The organism is Actinocatenispora rupis, from assembly GCF_016861975.1.
GTDB lineage: Bacteria > Actinomycetota > Actinomycetes > Mycobacteriales > Micromonosporaceae > Actinocatenispora > Actinocatenispora rupis.
On record NZ_BOMB01000031.1, the window covers coordinates 75,338 to 96,298 of the forward strand.

General features: G+C 72.7%; 16 protein-coding genes. 6 read left to right on the top strand and 10 right to left on the bottom strand.

The features are described from left to right. Positions 1–49: 49 nt before the first annotated feature. On the bottom strand, positions 50–1,177 hold the full coding sequence (locus Aru02nite_RS26290; protein WP_203662230.1) for a branched-chain amino acid aminotransferase: 1,128 nt from the start codon (positions 1,175–1,177) through the stop codon (positions 50–52). A gap of 401 nt (positions 1,178–1,578) precedes the next feature. Next, positions 1,579–2,613 carry a 3-isopropylmalate dehydrogenase gene (locus Aru02nite_RS26295; protein WP_373324981.1) on the bottom strand — a complete coding sequence of 345 codons (1,035 nt, stop codon included), beginning with the start codon at positions 2,611–2,613 and terminating at the stop codon, positions 1,579–1,581. Positions 2,614–3,653: 1,040 nt separating this feature from the next. On the opposite strand from Aru02nite_RS26295, the gene Aru02nite_RS26300 reads away from it, so the two are divergent. Beyond that, positions 3,654–4,811, top strand: a complete 1,158-nt coding sequence (locus Aru02nite_RS26300; protein ID WP_203662232.1) for a hypothetical protein — start codon at positions 3,654–3,656, stop codon at positions 4,809–4,811. A 66-nt stretch (positions 4,812–4,877) separates the two neighbouring features. Here Aru02nite_RS26300 and ilvC read toward each other — a convergent pair whose 3' ends face one another. The 3 genes from ilvC to Aru02nite_RS26315 all read right to left on the bottom strand — a co-directional run bounded on the left by ilvC (position 4,878) and on the right by Aru02nite_RS26315 (position 8,369). Then, positions 4,878–5,927, bottom strand: coding sequence for a ketol-acid reductoisomerase (ilvC, locus tag Aru02nite_RS26305; protein ID WP_275408718.1), 1,050 nt, complete (start codon positions 5,925–5,927; stop codon positions 4,878–4,880). Positions 5,928–5,944: 17 nt separating this feature from the next. After that, positions 5,945–6,460 carry an acetolactate synthase small subunit gene (ilvN, locus tag Aru02nite_RS26310; protein ID WP_203662234.1) on the bottom strand — a complete coding sequence of 172 codons (516 nt, stop codon included), beginning with the start codon at positions 6,458–6,460 and terminating at the stop codon, positions 5,945–5,947. Between the two features lie 79 nt (positions 6,461–6,539). Beyond that, on the bottom strand, positions 6,540–8,369 hold the full coding sequence (locus Aru02nite_RS26315) for an acetolactate synthase large subunit (RefSeq protein WP_203662235.1): 1,830 nt from the start codon (positions 8,367–8,369) through the stop codon (positions 6,540–6,542). A gap of 390 nt (positions 8,370–8,759) precedes the next feature. On the opposite strand from Aru02nite_RS26315, the gene ilvD reads away from it, so the two are divergent. Then, positions 8,760–10,628, top strand: a complete 1,869-nt coding sequence (ilvD, locus tag Aru02nite_RS26320) for a dihydroxy-acid dehydratase (RefSeq protein WP_203662236.1) — start codon at positions 8,760–8,762, stop codon at positions 10,626–10,628. A 42-nt stretch (positions 10,629–10,670) separates the two neighbouring features. On the opposite strand, the gene Aru02nite_RS26325 is transcribed toward ilvD, so the two are convergent. The 3 genes from Aru02nite_RS26325 to Aru02nite_RS26335 all read right to left on the bottom strand — a co-directional run bounded on the left by Aru02nite_RS26325 (position 10,671) and on the right by Aru02nite_RS26335 (position 12,975). Further along, positions 10,671–10,955 carry a MoaD/ThiS family protein gene (locus Aru02nite_RS26325; RefSeq protein WP_203662237.1) on the bottom strand — a complete coding sequence of 95 codons (285 nt, stop codon included), beginning with the start codon at positions 10,953–10,955 and terminating at the stop codon, positions 10,671–10,673. A gap of 6 nt (positions 10,956–10,961) precedes the next feature. Further along, on the bottom strand, positions 10,962–12,071 hold the full coding sequence (locus Aru02nite_RS26330; protein WP_203662238.1) for a WD40/YVTN/BNR-like repeat-containing protein: 1,110 nt from the start codon (positions 12,069–12,071) through the stop codon (positions 10,962–10,964). A 175-nt stretch (positions 12,072–12,246) separates the two neighbouring features. Further along, a complete protein-coding gene (locus tag Aru02nite_RS26335) occupies positions 12,247–12,975 on the bottom strand; it encodes a G1 family glutamic endopeptidase (protein ID WP_203662239.1) in 729 nt (242 codons plus the stop codon). Between the two features lie 166 nt (positions 12,976–13,141). Here Aru02nite_RS26335 and Aru02nite_RS26340 point away from each other — a divergent pair, with 166 nt between their 5' ends. Then, positions 13,142–14,077: a LuxR C-terminal-related transcriptional regulator gene (locus Aru02nite_RS26340; RefSeq protein ID WP_203662240.1), complete on the top strand. Its 936-nt coding sequence runs from the start codon at positions 13,142–13,144 to the stop codon at positions 14,075–14,077. Positions 14,078–14,123: 46 nt separating this feature from the next. Here the strand turns inward: Aru02nite_RS26340 and Aru02nite_RS26345 are convergent, their stop codons facing one another. Both Aru02nite_RS26345 and Aru02nite_RS37310 read right to left on the bottom strand, forming a co-directional pair. After that, the gene (locus Aru02nite_RS26345) at positions 14,124–14,720 is read right to left on the bottom strand and encodes a Pr6Pr family membrane protein (RefSeq protein WP_203662241.1); all 597 of its coding nucleotides are present in this window, start codon (positions 14,718–14,720) and stop codon (positions 14,124–14,126) included. 44 nt (positions 14,721–14,764) lie between these two features. Next, positions 14,765–17,455 (bottom strand): putative bifunctional diguanylate cyclase/phosphodiesterase, encoded by a 2,691-nt coding sequence (locus tag Aru02nite_RS37310; protein ID WP_203662242.1) that lies wholly within the window; start codon positions 17,453–17,455, stop codon positions 14,765–14,767. Between the two features lie 631 nt (positions 17,456–18,086). On the opposite strand from Aru02nite_RS37310, the gene Aru02nite_RS37315 reads away from it, so the two are divergent. From Aru02nite_RS37315 to Aru02nite_RS26365, 3 genes are all read left to right on the top strand, one after another. Further along, complete coding sequence (locus tag Aru02nite_RS37315) at positions 18,087–18,797, top strand: PadR family transcriptional regulator (RefSeq protein WP_275408719.1); 711 nt, start codon at positions 18,087–18,089, stop codon at positions 18,795–18,797. A 390-nt stretch (positions 18,798–19,187) separates the two neighbouring features. Then, the gene (locus Aru02nite_RS26360; RefSeq protein ID WP_203662243.1) at positions 19,188–19,649 is read left to right on the top strand and encodes a PH domain-containing protein; all 462 of its coding nucleotides are present in this window, start codon (positions 19,188–19,190) and stop codon (positions 19,647–19,649) included. A gap of 114 nt (positions 19,650–19,763) precedes the next feature. Further along, on the top strand, positions 19,764–20,912 hold the full coding sequence (locus tag Aru02nite_RS26365; protein ID WP_239076962.1) for a PQQ-dependent sugar dehydrogenase: 1,149 nt from the start codon (positions 19,764–19,766) through the stop codon (positions 20,910–20,912). Positions 20,913–20,961: the final 49 nt, after the last annotated feature.

Here is a 20,961-nt window from a genome sequence, read left to right on the forward strand (position 1 = left end):
GGGGGCGTCGCAGGTCGGGCTGGGTGAGGCCAGTTGGTGCGGCCAGCCGTCAGGCCAGGCGGTGCACCCAGCCGTGGGTGTCCTCGACGCGACCGTGCTGGATGTCCAGCAGCGTCTCGCGCAGCCGGCGGGTGACCGGGCCTTCGGCGCCGCCGCCGATCGTGAAGTCCAGGTCGGCGCCGCGGACCCGGCCGATCGGGGTGACCACCGCGGCCGTCCCGCAGGCGAACGACTCGCGCAGCAGCCCCGACTCGGCGTCCGCTTGCCACTCGTCCACCGCGTACTGCCGCTCCTCGACGCGCCACCCGAACTGTCCGGCCAGCGCCAGCACGGACTCGCGCGTGATGCCCGGCAGGATCGTGCCGGCCAGCGGCGGGGTCACCAACGTGACGTCGTCGCCGTCGCCGTACACGGAGAAGACGTTCATGCCGCCCAGCTCGTCCACGTACCGGCGCTCGACGGCGTCGAGGAACACGACCTGGTCGCAGCCCGCCTCGATCGCCTCCGCCTGCGCGACCAGGCTCGACGCGTAGTTGCCCGCGCACTTCGCCGCGCCCGTACCGCCCGGCGCTGCCCGGGTGTACTCCGCGGACACCCACACGTCCACCGGCTGCACGCCGCCCGCGAAGTACGACCCGGCGGGCGAGGCGATCACGCAGAACAGGTACTCCGAGGACGGCTTCACCCCGAGGAACACCTCGGTGGCGAACATGAACGGGCGGATGTAGAGACTGCCGCCCTCCTGCGTGGGGATCCACTCGCGGTCCCGCTCGACGAGCAGCCGCACGGCCGTCAGGAACTCCTCCTCCGGCAGCCGCGGCATGGCCATCCGGTCGCAGGTCAGCTGCATGCGCCGGGCGTTCGCCTCGGGACGGAACAGCGTGATGCCACCGTCCGGGCTGTGGTACGCCTTCAGCCCCTCGAAGATCTCCTGCGCGTAGTGCAGCGCCGCCGTCGCCGGCGACAGCGAGATCGGCCCGTACGGCTCCAGCCGCGCGTCGTACCAGCCCTTGGTGTCGCTGTAGCGGATGGTGACCATGTGGTCGGTGAAGATCCGGCCGAACCCGGGGTTGACCAGCAGTGCCGCCCGCTCGTCCGGCGGCGTGGGCCGCGGGTTCGGACGGACCTCGAACTCCAGGCCCGCCGTGTTCGTCTTCCCGGTGGCGCCAGCACTCATCGTTCTCGTACCTCCAAGGCACTCTCGGACCGCGGCACCGGCCGCACGCACAGAAAACCTACCGCTCGTTCAGGCTCCCCGTACGGTGCAGGGGTCGGCCGAACGACGGCCGGCGGCCGGTGGGGTCCACGGACGGATCGTCAGGAAAGGGCGCGGCACGCGTCGGGTACAACGCGGCAGGGCGACCCCGGCCCGCGATCCGGCCGGTCGGCCACGCGCGGACACCAGCAGCATAGCCAACCTCCTGAACGCTCGCTCAGCCCGGCCGGCGTGATCCACACCGCTCGTTCGCCCAGGTCACAGCCCCGCCACCGGTACGCGGGCACGCCGAAGCGCCCCACGACCGTGAGGCGCTCCGTTGCCCTGTGACGTTGCCCTGCGACGTTCCCCTTACGGCGCGGTCAGTCGGCCAGCCGCGCGGCCACCGCGTCACCCACGGCGGCGGTCTTGACCGGCTCCCCCGGCGTACGCCCGGCCACCTCGGCGCCGACGGCGGCCTCGACCCGGCGCGCGTCCTCGCTGCGGCCCAGGTGGTCCAGCAGCAGCGCGGTCGACAGGATCGCCGCCGCCGGGTCCGCCACGCCCTGCCCGGCGATGTCCGGCGCCGACCCGTGCACCGGCTCGAACATCGACGGGTACTCCCGCGTCGGGTTGATGTTGCCGCTCGCGGCGAGCCCGATGCCGCCGGTCACCGCCGCCGCGATGTCGGTGAGGATGTCGCCGAACAGGTTGTCCGTGACGATCACGTCGTACCGCTGCGGGTTGGTCACCAGGTACATCGCCGCCGCGTCCACGTGCTGGTACTCGGTCTCCACCTCCGGGTACTCCGCGGCCACGTCGGCGAACGCGCGCGACCACATGTGCCCGGCGTTCACCAGCACGTTGTTCTTGTGTACGAGCGTGACCTTGCGCCGCGGGCGGGCCATCGCGCGCTCGAACGCGTCGCGGATCGCGCGCTCCGCCCCGTACCGCGTGTTGAGGCTCTCCTCGGTGGCCACCTCGGCCGGCGTGCCCTGGCGGACCACGCCGCCGGCCCCGCAGTACAGGCCCTCGGTGCCCTCGCGGACGACGACCATGTCGATCTCGCCGGGTGCCACACCGGCCAGCGGACTGACCGTGCCTTCCCACAGTTTGGACGGCCGCAGGTTGATGTAGTGGTCGAACGTGAAGCGCAGCTTCAGCAGCAGCCCCCGCTCCAGCACGCCGGACGGCATCGACGGGTCGCCGACCGCGCCGAGCAGGATCACGTCCTGCTGCGCCAGTTCCTGCAGCACCGACTCCGGCAGCACCTCGCCCGTCCGGTGGTACCGGGCCGCACCCAGGTCGTACTCCGTGGCGTCCACGCCGGGAAGCACCACGTCGAGCACCTTGCGCGCCTCGGCGACCACCTCGGGACCGATCCCGTCGCCACCGATGACCGCCAGCCGTACCGTCACGCCAACCTCCACGTTCGCCGCACCGGGCCGGCGCCGGCCCGTGACGTCCAGCCGCCAGTTCGCGGCCAATCCCAAGAAACGATACACCATTCCCGTATCATGAGATCAACGGCCCCTGTCGTACCGGGGTCCGCGAGATCCGGCGAGGAATCGGCCCGGACACGAATCACCCGCACCCGCCAGACCAGGCATTTCCTCGTACCAAACAAAGAAGGAATGCGCGAAGGATGTCGGATTCTGGACAGTCATCTTGCATTCGAGAAGAGATTGACTTCGAGATCCGCGAAACCGGAGCGAACATCGTCGCGATTATCGGCCGGGAGATACGCACGGCCCCCGCGACCGCGGCCAGGTCACGGGGGCCGGCAGGGAGCGCGAACGCGGGGGGTGAGCGTCGCGCTTCGGGGGGGTGCAGGCCCGCACGCTCCAGAGCTCCGGAACCTTTCCGGCTCATCGGACGGACCGTGACGGACCGCCACAATGACCCGAGAACTGGCAGATGGGTCTCTGTATCGTGTAGCCGACATGAACGGTATCCGGAATAACGACGCAGCGCAAGCGTAGGACGCCACTGCGTTGTATCCGAGTGATCGTTACCACGCGCCGACACAGCGCGTCGGAATCGTGATCAAGCGATCGACCTGCGAAAATGCCGCCGCTCACGGATCATGGGAGCGGACGGCAACAAACCGGTACCACTTCTCCGCGGAGAATACGGATCGGCCCTTCCGTTCGAGGCACGGCGCATGGCACGGTACACCCCGATGACACACCACCCGAACACCACCGAGTACGACCCGATTCGGGCAGATGGCCGAGACCGGCCCGAGCGGTGCGAGTAGCTTCCACAATGCGAGAAACCCGCGCTTGTCGCGGTCTGTCCGGCGCAATCCGCCGATACGATCGCAAGCAGGCACGCACACGAGAGGGAAGTGTCTGTGACGCTGGGTGACCGGCTTGGCCCCGCGGCCGACCGCTCCCACCGGCCGGGCGGTACCACCCCACCGCCAGCGACCGGCGCGGATACCTCCGGCCCCGGCATGCCGCCCGGATCGGACGACGGCTGGCCGCGGAGCCCGTGGTCCGGGGACGACGGTCACGACGGGTCAGCGGACCGCCCGGCGTTCGGCCCTCACCCACCGCGCAGCGACCGTCCCTCCGACACCCGCACCGCCCCGGACGGACCGCACCTCGGCGCGCCGCCGCACCCCGCCGACGCCGGGTACGCGGAGGCCGACCTCGACGACGGGCACACCTGGTACGCACGGCCCCCTCGGTACACGAACGCTCCCCCGCCCGGGCCGGGCCGTCCCGCCACCGACGGTCCCGGGTACGCGGAGCCGCCGACGGATCCGTTCGGTGACGCCGGGGCCGGGTTCGTCCGACCACCCGACCCGCCGTGGAGCCGGCCCGCCGACGACGAGCCGCCGCCACGCCGCCCGGACTCCGACCGGGCGTACGACGGCGGGGTGTACGACCAGGAGAAGCAGCACGAGGACGAGGTGCTGCCGCCGAGCGAGGGAGTACGGCGGCGGGAGGGCACCGTCTCGACGTTGCAGCCGGCCAACGTGTACCGGGTGGCGCCGGCGAAGGCGGGGCCCGCGGGACCACCGCCGAGCCAGGCCAACGGCGCGGCCGTACTGTGCGGGCTGCTCGCGGTGCCGATGCTCGCCGCGGCCGGCGCGCTCGCGGCGACCGGCGACCTGCCGCTCCCGGTGGTACTGCTGGCGATGGCGGTGTGTTCGGTGCTCGGCGGGATCCGCATGATTCGGCGCGGCAGCCCGCTGCCGCCGTTGCTGTGCGCGGCCGGCACGGTGGTCGTGGCGGTCGTGGGCGTGCTGTCCAAGCCGCTGGTACCGAGCCCGATGGGGACGGTTCTCGGCGTCGTCTTCACCCTGTACGTCGGGCTCGTACTGATCATGATCGGGCTGCTGCGCACCCGGCGTACGCGGCGGTGGTTGGCGGCGCGCGGACGCGAATGGCTGGAGCAGCACCCGCCGAAGCGGCGTCGGCTGCCGGCGGTGACGATCCCGCTGCCGAAACTGCCGAAGCTGCGACGGCGTACGCGGAGCCGGAAACCCAAGCGGGTCAAGCAGATGGGCCGGCACGTGAAGGCGCGGCGGCGCGGGCCGTTCCGGTCCCGGCGCCCGGTCAGCTACGTCGGCCGGGACGCGCCCAGCCACGACCGGCGGGGCTGAACACCGGCCACAACGCGCCGTGGGGCGCCACCCGACGGCGGCGCCCCACGTACCACGGAGTGCGGGTCAGTTGGTCTCGGTGATCGGACGGTCGACCCAGCTCATCATGCCGCGCAGCTTCTTGCCGACCACCTCGATCGGGTGGTTGGCGCCCTCCTCGCGCAGCTTGGTGAAGTTCGGACGGCCGTTGTCGTCCTCGGCGATCCACTCGTTGGCGAAGGTGCCGTCCTGGATCTCGCCCAGGATCTTCTTCATCTCCGCCTTGACGTGGGCGTCGACCACGCGCGGGCCGCGGGTCAGGTCGCCGTACTCGGCGGTGTCCGAGCAGGAGTAGCGCTGGCGGGCGATGCCGCCCTCCCACATCAGGTCCACGATCAGCTTGAGCTCGTGGAGCACCTCGAAGTACGCGATCTCCGGCTGGTAGCCGGCCTCGGTCAGCGTCTCGAAACCGGCCTGGACCAGCGCCGACGTGCCGCCGCAGAGTACGGCCTGCTCGCCGAAGAGGTCGGTCTCGGTCTCCTCGGTGAACGTGGTCTTGATGACGCCGGCGCGACCGCCGCCGATCGCCGCCGCGTACGACAGGGCGGTGGCGAAGGCGTTGCCGGTGGCGTCCTGCTCGACCGCGACCAGGTCCGGCACGCCCTTGCCGTCGGCGAACTGCCGGCGTACCAGGTGGCCCGGGCCCTTCGGCGCGACCATCACCACGTCGACGCCCTCCGGCGGCTTGATGAAGCCGTACCGGATGTTGAAGCCGTGACTGAACAGCAGCGTCTTGCCCGGCGTCAGGTTCGGCGCGATGTCGTTGGCGTACAGCGAGCGCTGCACGGTGTCGGGCGCCTGGATCGAGATCAGGTCCGCCTCGGCGGTGGCCTCGGCCGGGGTGAGCACGCGCAGGCCCTGCTCCTCCGCCTTGACCCGGCTCTTGGAGCCCTCCGGCAGGCCGATCCGGACGTCGACGCCGGAGTCCCGCAGGTTGAGCGCGTGCGCGTGACCCTGGCTGCCGTACCCGATCACGGCGACCTTCTTGCCCTGGATGACGGACAGGTCGGCGTCGTCGTCGTAGAAGACCTCGGCGGTCATCGTTTCCCTCTCTGCAGTGGTGTTACTTCTCGCCACGGGTACTCCCGTGGATGTCACGCGGTGGAGCGCAGGGTCGGGCTGGTGATGGAGCGGGCACCGCGGCCGATCGCGACCAGCCCGGACTGCACCATCTCCTTGATGCCGAACGGCTCCAGCATCCGCAGCAACGCCTCCAGCTTGTCACCGGTACCGGTGGCCTCGACGGTCAACGCGTCGGGCGACGCGTCCACGACCTTCGCCCGGAACAGCTGGACGGCCTCCATCACGTGCGTACGGGTCTGCACGTCGGCGCGCACCTTCACCAGCAGCAGCTCGCGCTGCACCGAGGCGTCCGACTCCAGCTCCACGATCTTGAGTACGTTGACCAGCTTGTTGAGCTGCTTGGTCACCTGCTCCAGCGGCGAGGACTCCACGTTCACCACGATCGTGATGCGGGAGATCCCCGGGTGCTCGGTCTCGCCGACGGCGAGCGAGTCGATGTTGAAGCCGCGCCGGCTGAACAGGCCGGACACCCGGGCCAGCACCCCTGGCTTGTCCTCGACAAGCACGGAGAGCGTGTGTTTGCTCATCTCTCATGTCTCCTTACCAGCGCGGTACGCCCCGGCGCCGGCCGGCGGGAGTGCCCGCCACCGGCGCCGGACGTACCGGCTAGAGGTCGTCCTCGTCGAAGGTGGGGCGAACGTCACGGGCGAACAGGATGTCGTCGTTGCCGACACCGGGCGGAACCATCGGCCAGACCATCGCGTCCTTGCCGACCACGAACTCGACCACCACCGGCCGGTCGTTGATCTCGTTGGCCTGCTTGATGACCGCGTCGACGTCGGCGGCCGACTCGACGCGCAGGCCGACACAGCCGAGCGCGTCGGCGAGCTTCACGAAGTCCGGCACCCGGTGCTTGTGCGTACCGAGGTCGGTGTGCGAGTAGCGGCCGTCGTAGAAGAGGGTCTGCCACTGGCGGACCATGCCCAGGTTCCCGTTGTTGATCAGCGCGATCTTGACCGGGATGCCCTCCAGCGCGCAGGTGGCCAGCTCCTGGTTGGTCATCTGGAAGCAGCCGTCGCCGTCCACCGCCCAGACCGTCTTCTCCGGCTGGCCGACCTTGGCGCCCATCGCGGCCGGCACCGCGAAGCCCATCGTGCCGGCACCGCCCGAGTTGATCCACGTGTGCGGCTGCTCGTACCGGATGAACTGGCTGGCCCACATCTGGTGCTGGCCGACGCCCGCCACGTAGATCGCGTCCGGGCCGACGATCTCACCCAACCGCTTGATCACGTACTGCGGGGCCAGGCTGCCGTCCGCCGGCTCCTCGTACCCGAGCGGGTAGCGTTCGCGCAGGTCACGCAGCTGCGTCCACCAGGCGGACAGCTCCGGGCCCTCTCCGCCGTTCGCCTCCATCTCGGTACGCACCGCGCTGATCAGCTCGGCGAGCACGTGCTTGGCGTCGCCCACGATCGGCACGTCGACCGGCCGGTTCTTCCCGATCTCGGCCGGGTCGATGTCGGCGTGCACCACGGTCGCGTCCGGCGCGAACGAGTCGAGCCGGCCCGTCACCCGGTCGTCGAACCGGGCGCCCAGCGCCACGATCAGGTCCGACCGCTGCAACGCGTACACCGCGCCGACGGTGCCGTGCATGCCCGGCATGCCCAGGTGCTGCTCGTGCGAGTCGGGGAACGCGCCGCGCGCCATGAGCGTCGTGACCACCGGGATACCGGTCAGCTCGGCCAGGGTGCGCAGCTCCTCCGACGCGTGCGCCTTCAGTACGCCGCCGCCCACGTACAGGACGGGGCGGTGGGAGGTGCGCATCAGCCGGGCGGCCTCGCGGATCTGCTTGCCGTGCGGGTGCGTCGTCGGGTGGTATCCCGGCAGGTCCAGCGTGGGCGGCCAGGCGAACGTGGTCTGCGCCTGCAGGATGTCCTTCGGGATGTCCACCAGCACCGGGCCGGGGCGGCCGGACAGCGCCAGGTGGAACGCCTCCGCCACCACCCGCGGGATCTCCGCCGCGTCCTTGACCAGGTAGTTGTGCTTGATGATCGGCAGCGTGATGCCGCAGATGTCGGCTTCCTGGAACGCGTCCGTACCGATCAGCTGCGTCGTCTGCTGCCCGGTGATCGCCACCACCGGCACCGAGTCCATGTACGCGTCGGCCAGCGGCGTGACGAGGTTCGTCGCGCCCGGCCCGGAGGTCGCCATGCAGACGCCCACCTTGCCGGTCGCCTGCGCGTACCCCTCGGCGGCGTGGCCCGCGCCCTGCTCGTGCCGTACCAGGATGTGGCGGATCTTGGTCGAGTCGAACAGCGGGTCGTACGCCGGGAGGATGGTGCCGCCGGGGATGCCGAAGACGACCTCGGTGCCGAGCGCCTCCAGCGCGGCGATGAGCGACTGTGCGCCGGTCATGGGTGTGCCGCCGCCGGCGCCCGGGCGGGCGGCCGGTCGGGCGGCTCGGTTCTCGTGCCGAGAGCCTGTCGCGGGTTTCGTCATCGCAGTCCGATCCGGTTTCAGAGTCGAAGTGGTGGTGCGGAACGGCGTGCTTCGGGCCACGGTCCCGTCCGGCGGATGCACCGGACCGGGACAAAAAGAAAGGCCCGCGTGCCAGACGCACACAGGCCGCGCACCGTCACCGGGGTGACGATGCGCTAGGTAAGTACTACGAGGATGTGCCGACTCGACTGCATGGGGTTCACTCTGACGCATCGCCGGCCGTCCGTCAACCTGTCCCACATCGTGGTTCACGCCACTCTCCGATGGGCGGAGCCGCAGGCCCACACGCTCGTTGCAGGCTGAATGAGGGTTAAGTCAGCGTCCCGCCAAGTGGACTCACGGAGCGATCCCGGTGTCCGTCCGGCCGGTTCGCGTGGAAGACTGGCCGACATGCCTGAACTGAGGTCGAGGACGTCCACGCACGGACGCAACATGGCGGGTGCCCGCGCCCTGTGGCGCGCCACCGGGATGACCGACGGCGACTTCGGCAAGCCGATCGTCGCCATTGCCAACAGCTTCACCCAGTTCGTACCGGGGCACGTGCACCTCAAGGACCTCGGCCAGCTCGTCGCCGGCGCGGTCGCCGAGGCCGGCGGCGTGGCCAAGGAGTTCAACACCATCGCCGTCGACGACGGCATCGCCATGGGCCACGGCGGCATGCTCTACTCGCTGCCCAGCCGCGAGCTGATCGCCGACGCCGTCGAGTACATGGTGAACGCGCACTGCGCCGACGCGCTGGTGTGCATCTCCAACTGCGACAAGATCACGCCCGGGATGCTGATCGCCGCGATGCGGTTGAACATCCCGACGGTGTTCGTCTCCGGCGGGCCGATGGAGGCCGGCAAGACGGTCGCCATCGAGGGCATCGTGCACGACAAGATCGACCTGATCGACGCGATGATCGCCTCCGCGAACGACACCGTCACCGACGACCAGCTCGACTCGATCGAGCGCTCCGCCTGCCCGACCTGCGGTTCCTGCTCCGGCATGTTCACCGCGAACTCGATGAACTGCCTGACCGAGGCGATGGGCCTGGCCCTGCCGGGCAACGGCTCCACCCTCGCCACGCACGCCGCACGCAAGGCGCTGTTCGAGCGCGCCGGCCGGACCGTGGTCGACCTCGCCCACCGGTACTACGGCAAGGACGACGAGACGGTACTGCCGCGGTCGATCGGCGGACGCCACGCGTTCGAGAACGCGATGGCGCTGGACGTCGCGATGGGCGGGTCCACCAACACGGTGCTGCACCTGCTCGCCGCCGCGCGCGAGGCCGAGCTGGACTTCACCGTCTCCGACATCGACGCGATCTCGCGCCGGGTGCCGTGCATCGCCAAGGTGGCGCCGTCGGTCGCCGGGCCCGGAAAGATCTTCCACATGGAGGACGTGCACCGGGCCGGCGGCATCCCCGCCATCCTGGGCGAACTCGACCGCGGCGGGCTGCTGCACCGCGACGTCGGCTCCGTACACTCCGACTCGCTCGACGAGTGGCTCGGCCACTGGGACGTGCGCGCCGCCGACCCCGCGCCCGAGGCCGTCGAGCTGTACCACGCGGCGCCCGGCGGCGTCCGTACGACGGAGCCGTTCTCGACGGAGAACCGGTGGGACCGGCTCGACACCGACGCGGAGACCGGCTGCATCCGCGACGTGGCGCACGCGTACACGGCGGACGGTGGGCTGGCGGTGCTGCACGGCAACCTGGCCGTCGACGGCTGCGTCGTGAAGACCGCGGGCGTACCGGAGGAGGTCTGGGTGTTCCGCGGACCGGCCCGGGTGTTCGAGTCGCAGGAGCAGGCGGTCGACGGGATCCTCACCAAGCGGGTGCAGCCCGGCGACGTCGTCGTCATCCGGTACGAGGGGCCCAAGGGCGGGCCGGGCATGCAGGAGATGCTGCACCCGACGTCGTTCCTGAAGGGCCGGGGTCTGGGCAAGGCGTGCGCGCTCGTCACCGACGGCCGCTTCTCCGGCGGTACGAGCGGGCTGTCGATCGGTCACGTCTCCCCGGAGGCGGCCGGCGGCGGGCTGATCGCGCTGGTGGAGGACGGCGACGAGGTCGCGATCGACATCCCGAACCGTTCGATCGAGCTGCTCGTCGACGACGCCGAACTGGACCGGCGGCGCGCGGCGCAGGAGGCGCGGCCGAAGCCGTACAGCCCGGTGGACCGGGAGCGGCCGGTGTCCGCGGCGCTGCGGGCGTACGCGGCGATGGCGACGGCGGCGAGCGACGGCGCGTACCGCGACGTGGACCAGATCGCCCGCTGACGACGCGTCCGGGGCCCGCACGGGGCCCCGGACGGTCCGGGCTCAGCCGCCGGCGACCGACGGGAGCACCTGCACCTCGGCGTCGGCCGGCAGCGGCGTGTCGAGGCCGGCGAGCGCGCGGCACTCCTCACCGTTGACGTACAGGTTGACGTAGCGGCGGAGGGTGCCGCGTTCGTCGCGCAGCCGGCGGGCCAGCCGCGGATGGGCGGCGGCGAGCGCGTCCAGCGCGGACGAGAGCGGCACGTCCGGCGGCAGGTCGAGGTCCAGGTGGGCGGCGCCGCCCGCGTCGGCGCGCAGCACGCCGGGGATCCGCACCGTGACGGGCATCCCGCCTCACCCCACCACCGCGGCGCGGACGCAGAGTACGTCGGGCAGGTGGGCGGCGATCTGCTCCCAGTGGTCACCCTCGTCGGGGCTGCCGTACACCTCGCCGGAGCGGGTGCCGACGTACACCCCCGGCACGTCGGCGTCGTCGACGCACATCGCGTCGCGCAGCACCGTCGGGTAGAAGCGCTCCTGCGGCAGCCCGTCGGTCAGCGCGGTCCAGCTGCCGCCGGCGTCCTCGCTCCGGTACACCCGGCACGCCGCGTCCGGCGGCACCCGGTACTCGTCGGCCTTGATCGGGAAGTTGTAGATCACGCCGGGGCGCCGCGGGTGTGTCACCATCGCGAAGCCGAAGTCGCTGGGCAGCCCGTCGGCGATGGACGACCAGGTCGAGCCGCCGTCGTCGCTGCGGTACACGCCGTGGTGGTTCTGCGCGAAGAACTGCTCCGGCCGGGCCGGATGGCTCGCCACCTTGTGCACGCACTGGCCGAACTCCGGGTACTCGTCGGGCAGGAACTTCGCCCGGATGCCGGTGTTGCTGGCCTGCCAGCTCACGCCGCCGTCGGTGGTGCGGTAGACGCCGCCGGTGGACATCGCGACGAGCATCCGCGCGCGGTCGTCGGGGTGCGGCAGTACGGTGTGGATGGCCATGCCGCCGAACCCTGGTGTCCACTGTGGACGGTGCGGGTGCTCCCACAGGCCGCGGACCAGCTCGAAGCTGCGGCCGCCGTCGGTCGACCGGAACAGCGCGGACGGCTGGACGCCCGCGTAGATCACGTCGGGCTCGTCGGCCGGACCGGGCGCGAGCTGCCAGACCTGTTCCAGCGACGCCCCGGTGTCCGCCGGGAACGCGATCGGCGGCGTGTCCGGCTCGTGCCAGCTGGCGCCGAGGTCGTCGCTGACCGCGACACCGGGCCCCCAGTGCGAACTGGCGGCGCCGACGATCACCCGCGGACGGTCGGCGCGGGTGTCCACGGCCACCGCGTACACCGCGTTCATGGGTACGTGGGGGCCGGTGAACTCCCAGGTCCTGCGGTCCGTACTGGTGGCGAGGAACAGGCCCTTCGCGGTGCCCACCGCCAACAGGACGGTGCCCGGCGGAGTCTTCTGCGTGGTCATCGTCGATCCCCTCCGGCGGCCACGGTGCCGCCGCGATCGGTCGTCCGGGGGCGCCGGCACCGGCACCCGCCCGGCGGTCGAGGGCCAGTATGCGCCGCCGGTGGGACGAAACCGACCGGAACGCCGAGCGGGCCGGCCCCCGAGGGAAGGAGCCGGCCCGCGGGCGCGCAGAACGTCAGTACCGGACGGGGCCGGTGACGTGGTGCGCGCTGCCTCCCACGCTGCCGCCCGGCGTCATGCTGAAGGCGCCGTTGGACAGCGGACCCGGCACGTACCCACCGCTGTCGATACCCTGCGGGGAGTACGCGTCGAACACCTGACCGTTGACGGTGATGCCGGAGAAGTCCAGCCGCGCGAACGACGGGTAGCTGCCGGTGGGCGACTCGATGACCGCCTCGGCGCTGACGTTCGTCCCGTCGATCGACTGGACGGTGTGCTCGCTCCAGCCGGCCGTCTGGTCGGTGAGTGTGATGTCGTAGCTGCCGCCGCCCTGGGCGACGACCTTCCCGGTGATCACGTCACCGGCCTGCACCGGATCGTTCCAGTACACCGGGGCCGCGGGGTAGATCTCGTACCAGGCGCGGTACTCCGGCGTGCCGTTCTCGCAGTTGGTCTCGACGCCGGTCTGCTCGACGGTCTGCGAACCGTAGCCGTCGATGCCGACCCACGGCGCGTACAGGTCGTTGGTGGACGTGCAGCTCGCGTCGGGTTCGGTCCAGGAGCCCTGGATGGACTGGAACCCGCTGCCGGTGGCGACGTACCCGCCCCACACGTTGTCGGTCAGCGTCGGGGTGGCCGGCCCGTACCCGGCGGCCGGTGCGGCACCGGCGGTCAGCAGGGCGGCCAGCGCGACCAGTACGGCGAGCACACCGCCGACGGACCGCCGGACAATACGATCGGGCATCGATCCCTCCTCACACACGTTGCAATGTCGGACAAACAACGACATGCTGCGCAACACCAGCATCGTGAACCGTGCGCGTACCCCCGCGGAAGGGCGGGCGTCGGCGGAAACCTGCCGACGGCGGCAACCCGCCCGCGCGCGCGACCGACGGGAGGACGTACCGGAGATGTTCGAGGCACTGGGGCTGTCCGCCGCGGCGGAGGCGCTGTACCTGGAGCTGCTGGACCGTCCCGGCACCGCGCCGGGCGCGCTCGTCACCACCGGCCGGGACGCCGACCACGTCACCGCCGCGGTCACCGAACTGCGGGAGGCGGGGCTGCTGCTGCCCGACGCGCGCTGTACCGCGGTCGCCCCGGACCTCGCCGTCGAGCTGCTCGCCCGCCGCCAGGAGGAGCACGTACGGCAGGCGCGCGCCGCGGTCGAGCCGATGCTCACCCGGTACCGGCAGGCCGCCGGCTCGGCCGACCCGGTCGAGGTCGTCACCGGTACCGAGCAGGTCGCGCTGCGCTACGAGCAGCTCGTCCGGTGCGCGCGCCGGGAGATCCTCGGCTTCGACAAGCCACCGTACGTGCGGCCGGTGCGGGACCTGGCGATGGAGCTGGCGACGCTCGGCCAACGGGTCCGCTTCCGCGCCGTGTACGCCCGCGCCGCGCTCACCGGCCCCGGCCGACTGTCCGATGTGGACACTCTGAAGAACGCCGGCGAGCAGGCCCGCATCATGCCGGACCTGCCGTTCAAGCTGATCATCGTGGACCGCCGGTGGGCGATGGTGCCGATCAGCGAGGGCACCGAGGCGGAACGCGCGATGGTACTGCGGCCCTGCTCGCTGTTCGACGCGCTCCTCGCCACCTTCGACGCGTACTGGGAGCGCGCGGTGCCGTTCGGCGACACCCGGTCCCGCGGCGCCGGCGGCGACCTGTCCGACCCGGACCGGCAACTGCTCGCCCTGCTCGCGACCGGCCTCACCGACGAGCGCATCGCCGCGCACCTGGGGCTCGGCCTGCGTACCGTGCAGCGCCGGGTCCGCGGCCTGATGGACCGGCTCGGCGCGGGAAACCGCTTCCAGGCGGGGCTCCAGGCCGCCCGCGGCGGTCTCCTCTGAGCCGCGCGACGTGCCCCGTGGCGGGGGCCGGGCGACACCCGGTCGGCTACCTGGCGGAGGCCGGGCGGCGCAGGCCGGCCAGCCAGGCGATGAGCAGTCCGAGCGCCACGATCAGGACCGCGACGCCGACGCTCATCCCGGCGACCTTCGCGTACCCGCCGTCGGTGCGCGGGTCGAGGAACGGGTACGGGTACCAGTCCGCGAACGGCCCGCGGACCAGCGTGTACGCCAGGTACGCCAGCGGGAAGACGAGCCACCACCCCACCTGCCGGTACGCCACGCGCGCCGGTTCGGCCAGCCAGTCCGCCACCGCGACGACCGGCAGTACGAGGTGGAGGACGTAGTTGGACCACGCCGGGGTGTCGACGTCCGCGCCGTACAGCAGGGTCCAGTAGACGACGCCGGTGGTGGCGAGGTAGAGGGCGGCGGCGCCGCGGAACAGGCCGAACCGGGCGGACGGCGGGTCGCCGCGCAGCCCGCGTACGGCGGCCGTGGCGAGCGCGACGACGCCGAGCACGTTGCTCAGCACGGTGAAGTAGTTGAACACGACGGGGCCCGCGCGAAGCGCCACGTACACCACGGCGGACAGGCCGAGGGCCGCGGCCGCGAGACGTCCGATCGCCAGTACGGTCACCCGGTGCATGTCGTCAGCGTACGAGAGGTGACCGTGGCCGCCGGGCGTTCGGCTCAGATGTCCACTGTGGACTGATCCGGCGGCACCCCGTCGGCGTACAGGTCGAAGAACGCCTCGGCGTGCTCGGCGGGCACCGGCCGGCTGAACAGGTACCCCTGCGCGGCGTCGCAGCCGGCCGCGACCAGCGCCGCCAGCTGCTCCTCGGTCTCGACGCCCTCGGCGACCACGGTCATGCCGAGCCGCTCCCCCAGCCGTACCACCACGTCGGCGAGCGGCGCGACGGGACCGCCGTGCGCGGTCGGCTCGGCCACCAGCGCCCGGTCCGCCTTCAGGATGTCCACCGGCAGCCGCCGCAGGTACGTCAGGCTCGTGTGGCCGGTGCCGAAGTCGTCCAGCGCGGTGCGTACGCCGAGGGCGCGCAGGCCGGCCAGCGCCGTCACCGACTTCTGCACGTCGGCGACCACGTCCTCCTCGCCGACCTCCACGATCAACGTGTCCGCCGGTACGTCGTGCGCGTCGAGTACGGCGGCCACCTCCGCGACGAAGTCCGGCTGGCAGAGCTGCGCGGCCGACACGTTCACCGCGACGCGGACGTCGCGGCCCTCCGCCCGCCACGCCGCCAGCCGCCGGCACGCCTGGTGCAGCGCCCACCCGCCGACCGCGGCGATCAGCCCCGCCTCCTCCGCGATCGGCACGAACTCGTCCGGCAGGACCGTGCCGAGCTGCGGGTGCCGCCACCGGATCAGCGCCTCCGCCGCCACCGCCCGCCGGTCCGGCACCGACACGATCGGCTGGTACAGCAGGTCCAGCTCGCCGCGGCGGTCCGCGCCCGGCAGTTCCGCGGCCAGCAGCGACCGGCGCAGCAACTGGAACTCCAGCTTCTCGTCGTACCGCTCGATGCGGTTGCTGCCCTGCGCCTTCGCCCGCCGCATCGCCAGGTCGGCGCCGGCCAGCAGCTCGTCCGGCGTCGCCGCCGGCGCGTACTCGGCCACCCCGACGCTCGCCGCCAGGAACGTCCGCCCCCCGTCCAGCAGGTACGGCTCGGCCAGCGCGGTGAGCAGTCGGCCGGCGGTGGCGCGGGCGGACGCCGCCGACTCGGCCGTGAGTACCGCGAACTCGTCGCCGCCGAGGCGGGCGACCAGATGGTCCGGCGCCAGGCTGTCCCGCAGCCGGCGCGCGACCTCGACCAGGACGGCGTCGCCGACCTCGTGCCCGCGGGCGTCGTTGACCGCCTTCAACCCGTCCAGGTCCAGCACCAGGACGCTGCCGCGCCACGGATCCGGGCCGGGTCGTTCCCGCAGCTCGGCCAGCGAACGCAGCAGGGCGCGCCGGTTCGGCAGCCCGGTCAACGGATCGGTGAACGTCATCCGGTCCAGCGTGCGCTCCATCTCGCGCCGCTCCCCCACGTCGCGCAGGTGGACGACGAGGCCGCCGACGGCCGGCTCGGCACGGTGGTCGGCCGCGGTCGACTCGGTGTGCCGCCAGTTGCCGAAGCCGTCCCGGATCCGCGCCGCGACGAGTACCGGCTCGTCGGGTGGGTCGACGAGCAGCCCGCGCAGCGCCTCCGCCAGCGTCGGCGCGTCCTCCGGATGGAACAGCGCCGGAAACCCACGCCCCAGTACGTCCGCGTCGGACAGGCCCAGCCGACGCGCCGCCGCCGGCGACTGCCACCGCACCACCAGGCTCTCGTCCAGCAGCATCGTCACGTCCGTCGAACCGGACACGATCGACCGGAACCGCGCCTCCTGGCTCGCCAGCTCCGTCGCGTACCGCCGGACGTCGAGGACGGCGAACGACTCCCGCGCCGCCACCGTCAACACCACCAGCACACCCAGGGCCGCCGAGTACGTGCCGAAGCTGCCGACGGTGGCCAGGTGGTACACGGTGCCGACGATCGCCAGCGCCACCGGTACCGACAGCAGCGGCATCCCCGCGAACGTGCCGGCCTCCTGCGCCGGGTGCGGCGGATCCGTGCGTACGCCGCTGCGCGCCGCGCCCAGCCACACCAGTACGGGGCCGAGAACCATCCCGCCGACCGCCGCGAACAGCACCGGCGGCGCCGCCCGGACCAGCAGCAGTACCACCAGCAGCGCGTGCCCGACGAGCGCCAGCACCACGCCCGCGCCGCACAGCAACGCCGACCGCCGGTACCGGTACGCCCGGACGGTCACCAGCATCGCCGAGGTCGCCGACGCCGACGCGACCAGCCACACCACCACGGCGAGCATCGCCCGCGGCCCCGCCGGCCCCGGCCCCGACCCCGCCAGCGGCACGATCACCAGCAGCCAGGCGGCGAAGAAGAGGCTGACCCCGATCCCCAACCCGTCGAGTACGCGGCGCATCCGGGCGCGCCAGTCCGCCGCCGTTCCGGGCAGCAGCAACAGACCCGCGAGGTACAGCACGGCGGCGACGACGAACGCCGCAGCCAGCACCCGCATCCGCCAGCCGTGCGGTGCCGCCGGCGCGGCGAGCAGGCCGACCGCCCCGCACAACGCGCCCATGCCGAGCATCCCGGCGCCGCGACACGGCCCGTGCGGCAGCACCAACGCCAGCCGTACGAGCAGGACCGTGGACAGCAGCGAACCGGTGACGCCGGCGGCAACGAGCCCGTACCGCACGGGGATGGCGCCGGCCAGCGACGTCGCCGCCGACCAGACCAGTACGACCGGGGCCACGGCGACGAACACCCAGGCCACGGTGGGCCAGGCGGAGTGCCGGAGTACCCGCGGGACGGCCGTGCTCATCGCCGTCATCACCTCCCCGCCAGGCCGGGCCCGTCCGCCCCACCTGCCGTCCGGCGACCCGGGACCGGGCGCGCACTTCACCGACACAGGTGACAACGACCGGCGTCGGAGGTGGTTCCGGTCACGTCGCACCGAACGGTTGCCAGACGTGCGGTCGCGATATATCGTCGACCCATCGCGATCAGTTCCGACCCGTCGAGGAGGCATCATGTTCGGTCCACACCGCGGCCCGTTCGGCGACGCGGCGCAGGGGTTCCCCGCCGCCCCGTCCGCCCACACCGGCACGCCGCACCCGCGCCCACCGCACCCGCCGGGCCCACCCGACCAGCCCTTCCCCGCCGTACCACCGGGTCCGCCCGGGCACGGGGCACCACCGGCGCCGCCCAGCCCACACGGGCACGCGGCACCGCCGACCCCGCCCGGCCCGCACGGTCATCCCGGCCCGCACGGTCATCCCGGCCCGCACGGGAACGACGGGCCGATGGCGCCACACGGTCCGCACGGGCACGAGGTACCGCCGATGCCGCACGGGCCGCACGGGCATGACGGTTCGCACGGGCCGCACGGGCATGGCGGTCCGCACGGGCTGCCGGGACTGCCTGGACACCCTGCGCCGCCGGCGCCGCCCGGTGTGCCCGGGCACGGTCACCCGCATCCCGACCACCACGGGCCGCACGGGTACGGGTTCCCCGGTGGTACGGACGAGGAGGTCGACTGGCCGGACGACGTGGACGGTGCCGCCGACTGGCGGGGCGCCGACGCCGGTCCTGGCGGGCCGCCGATGCCGCCGGGGCCTCCGCCGTTCGGTGGGCCGCCGCACCACCCGCCGTTCCCACCGGTGGTGCCACCGTTCGGCGGTCCGGGCGGGCTGCGCCGTGGCCCCCGCGTACGCCGGGGTGACGTGCGCGCGGCCGTCCTCGCCCTGCTCGCCGAGCAGCCGCGCAACGGGTACCAGCTGATCCAGGAGATCGCCCGGCGCAGCGGCGGCGTGTGGCGGCCCAGCCCCGGCTCGGTCTACCCGGCGCTGTCCCAACTGGAGGACGAGGACCTGGTCCGCGACCGCGGTACCGGCAACCGGCGCGACTTCGAGCTGACCGACGCCGGCCGGCAGTACGTGGACGACCACCCCGAGGAACTCGCCGCACCGTGGGCGAACGCGGCGGAGACGGTGTCCGACGAGCCGACCGACCTGTGGCGTTCGCTGTCGGCGGTGCACGCCGCCGCCGTCCAGGTCGCCCAGGCCGGTACGTCCGCGCAGACCACCGCGGCGCGGCGGGTGCTGGACACCGCCCGGCGCGACATCTACCGCATCCTCGCCGACGACCCGACCGACGAGGACTGACCGGCGGGCGGCCGGGGGCGCCGCTCCGCACCGGACGCCCGGACCCTGGCGCACGCCGCGCCGGGAGTCCGGGCGTTCCGGTACCCGCTGGTGGCCGGGCCACCCGGAACTGGCGCACGCCGCGCCGCGTCCGGCGTTCCGGTACCGGCGACCGGGTGGTGGTGGCTTCGGCCTCATGAACCTGGTGCCCCGCGCCCCGGCGTACCGGTACCGCGGCCGGGTGGTGGCCGGGCCGCGTGGCGCGCGCCGCGCCGAGGTCCGACCGTCCGAGGCGGGGTTCCGCTGGTGGCGCGGCCACGTGGCGCACCCGCGCTGGCGTACCGATGCGGCTGGGTGGAACGGGGGCGGCCCAGCGGGCGCGGGGCGGGGCGTGGATGGGAGCATGGAGGCGTGGCACGACAGGTGACGGCACGCTTCCGGTACAACGCGGCTCTCGCGATCGCGGCCGTCGTGGCGTTCTGCGGCGCGATCCCGCTTGCGACGAGCCGGTGGTATCTGGCGTTCGTCCTGCTCGTCCCGCTCGCGGTGTTCGTCTGGGCCTGGCGCGCCGGTGCGGACGTACGGGACGGGCAGCTGGTGGTGCGCTATCCGTTCCGTTCGCGGCGCATCGACCCGAAGTCGGTCCGCGGCTTCACCGTCACGCACCGGCGGGTGTCGGTCGTCCTGGCCGACGACAGCACGCACTGGTTGCCGGCCGTGTCGGGGGGCCGCCTGCCGTACCTGACGGACGCGCTCGGCCTGCACGTACCCGGGGTGAGTGGGCCCACGGAAGACGGGGCGCCCGCGGCCACCGGGGACGCGGAGCGGGCGGCGGACGAGGCGTTGGCGGACGAACAGCACCAGAAGCGGTAGAACCGCGCGGCGCGGCCGTCACGTACCGGACCGGCTCGTCGACGCACCGTCGGTGTACGGCGCCGGGCCGCGCCCCCGGCGTCATCCCGGGCGGCGCCCTCCTAGGCTGGTGTGGTGACGCCCGTAGCCCCCCGCCGCCGCGTACTCGCCGCCGCCACCACCGGTCTGCTCGCGCTGGTCGCCGCCGCGGGCTGCGCCTTCGGTCCGCCGGACGACTCGCAGCAGGGCACGCCGCCCAAGCTGCCGAGCCCGTCCACGTCCCCGAGCAGCGACGACGGGGGCGCGACCGTCCAGGTCATCGCGAAGAAGCTGGCCGTGCCGTGGGGCATCGCGTTCCTGCCGGACGGGACGGCGCTGGTGACGCAGCGGGACAAGCGCACGATCGTGCGGCTGGGGGCGAACGGCGGCACGCCGAAGACGGTGCAGACCGTGTCGCAGGCGTCGGCCGGCGGCGAGGGCGGGCTGCTGGGCATCGCCGTGTCCCCGAAGTACGCGAAGGACAAGACGATCTTCGTGTACTACTCGACGAAGTCCGACAACCGGATCGCGAGCCTGACCCTGGGCGGTACGCCGAAGCCGATCGTCACGGGCATCCCGCACTCCAGCGTGCACAACGGCGGCGCGCTGGCGTTCGGCCCGGACGGCTACCTGTACGCGGGCACCGGTGACGGCTCGTCGACACGCACCGCGCAGGACAAGTCGAGCCTGGGCGGCAAGATCCTGCGGATGACGACGGCGGGCAGGCCGGCGCCGGGCAACCCGTTCGGCGACTCGCTGGTCTACTCGTACGGGCACCGCAACGTGCAGGGGCTCGCCTGGGACACCGGCAAGCGGCTGTACGCGACGGAGTTCGGCCAGGACAGGTACGACGAGATCAACGTGATCAGGGCGGGCCGCAACTACGGCTGGCCGGACGTCGAGGGCACCGGCAAGGACTCGCGGTACACGAACCCGTTGCTGACGTTGAAGCCGGCGGAGGCGTCCTGTTCCGGCATCGGGGTGTCCGGCCCGATCCTGGTCACCGCGTGCCTGCGCGGCCAGCGGATCTGGCTGGCGCAGCTCGACGGCAAGGGCGGCCTGCTCGGCGCGCCGCAGCACACCCTGGACAGCAAGTACGGGCGGCTGCGGGCGGTCGCGGCGGCGCCGGACGGCACGCTCTGGGTGAGTACGTCGAACCGGGACGGCCGGGGCACCCCGATCGCCGACGACGACCGCATCCTGCGCCTGGTGATCTCGGGGGGCAACCGCGTCGACAAGAGTTGACGCGGATCACGGCTCGGGAGCGTTGGCCTGCGGGTTGCGGCGTCCTCGG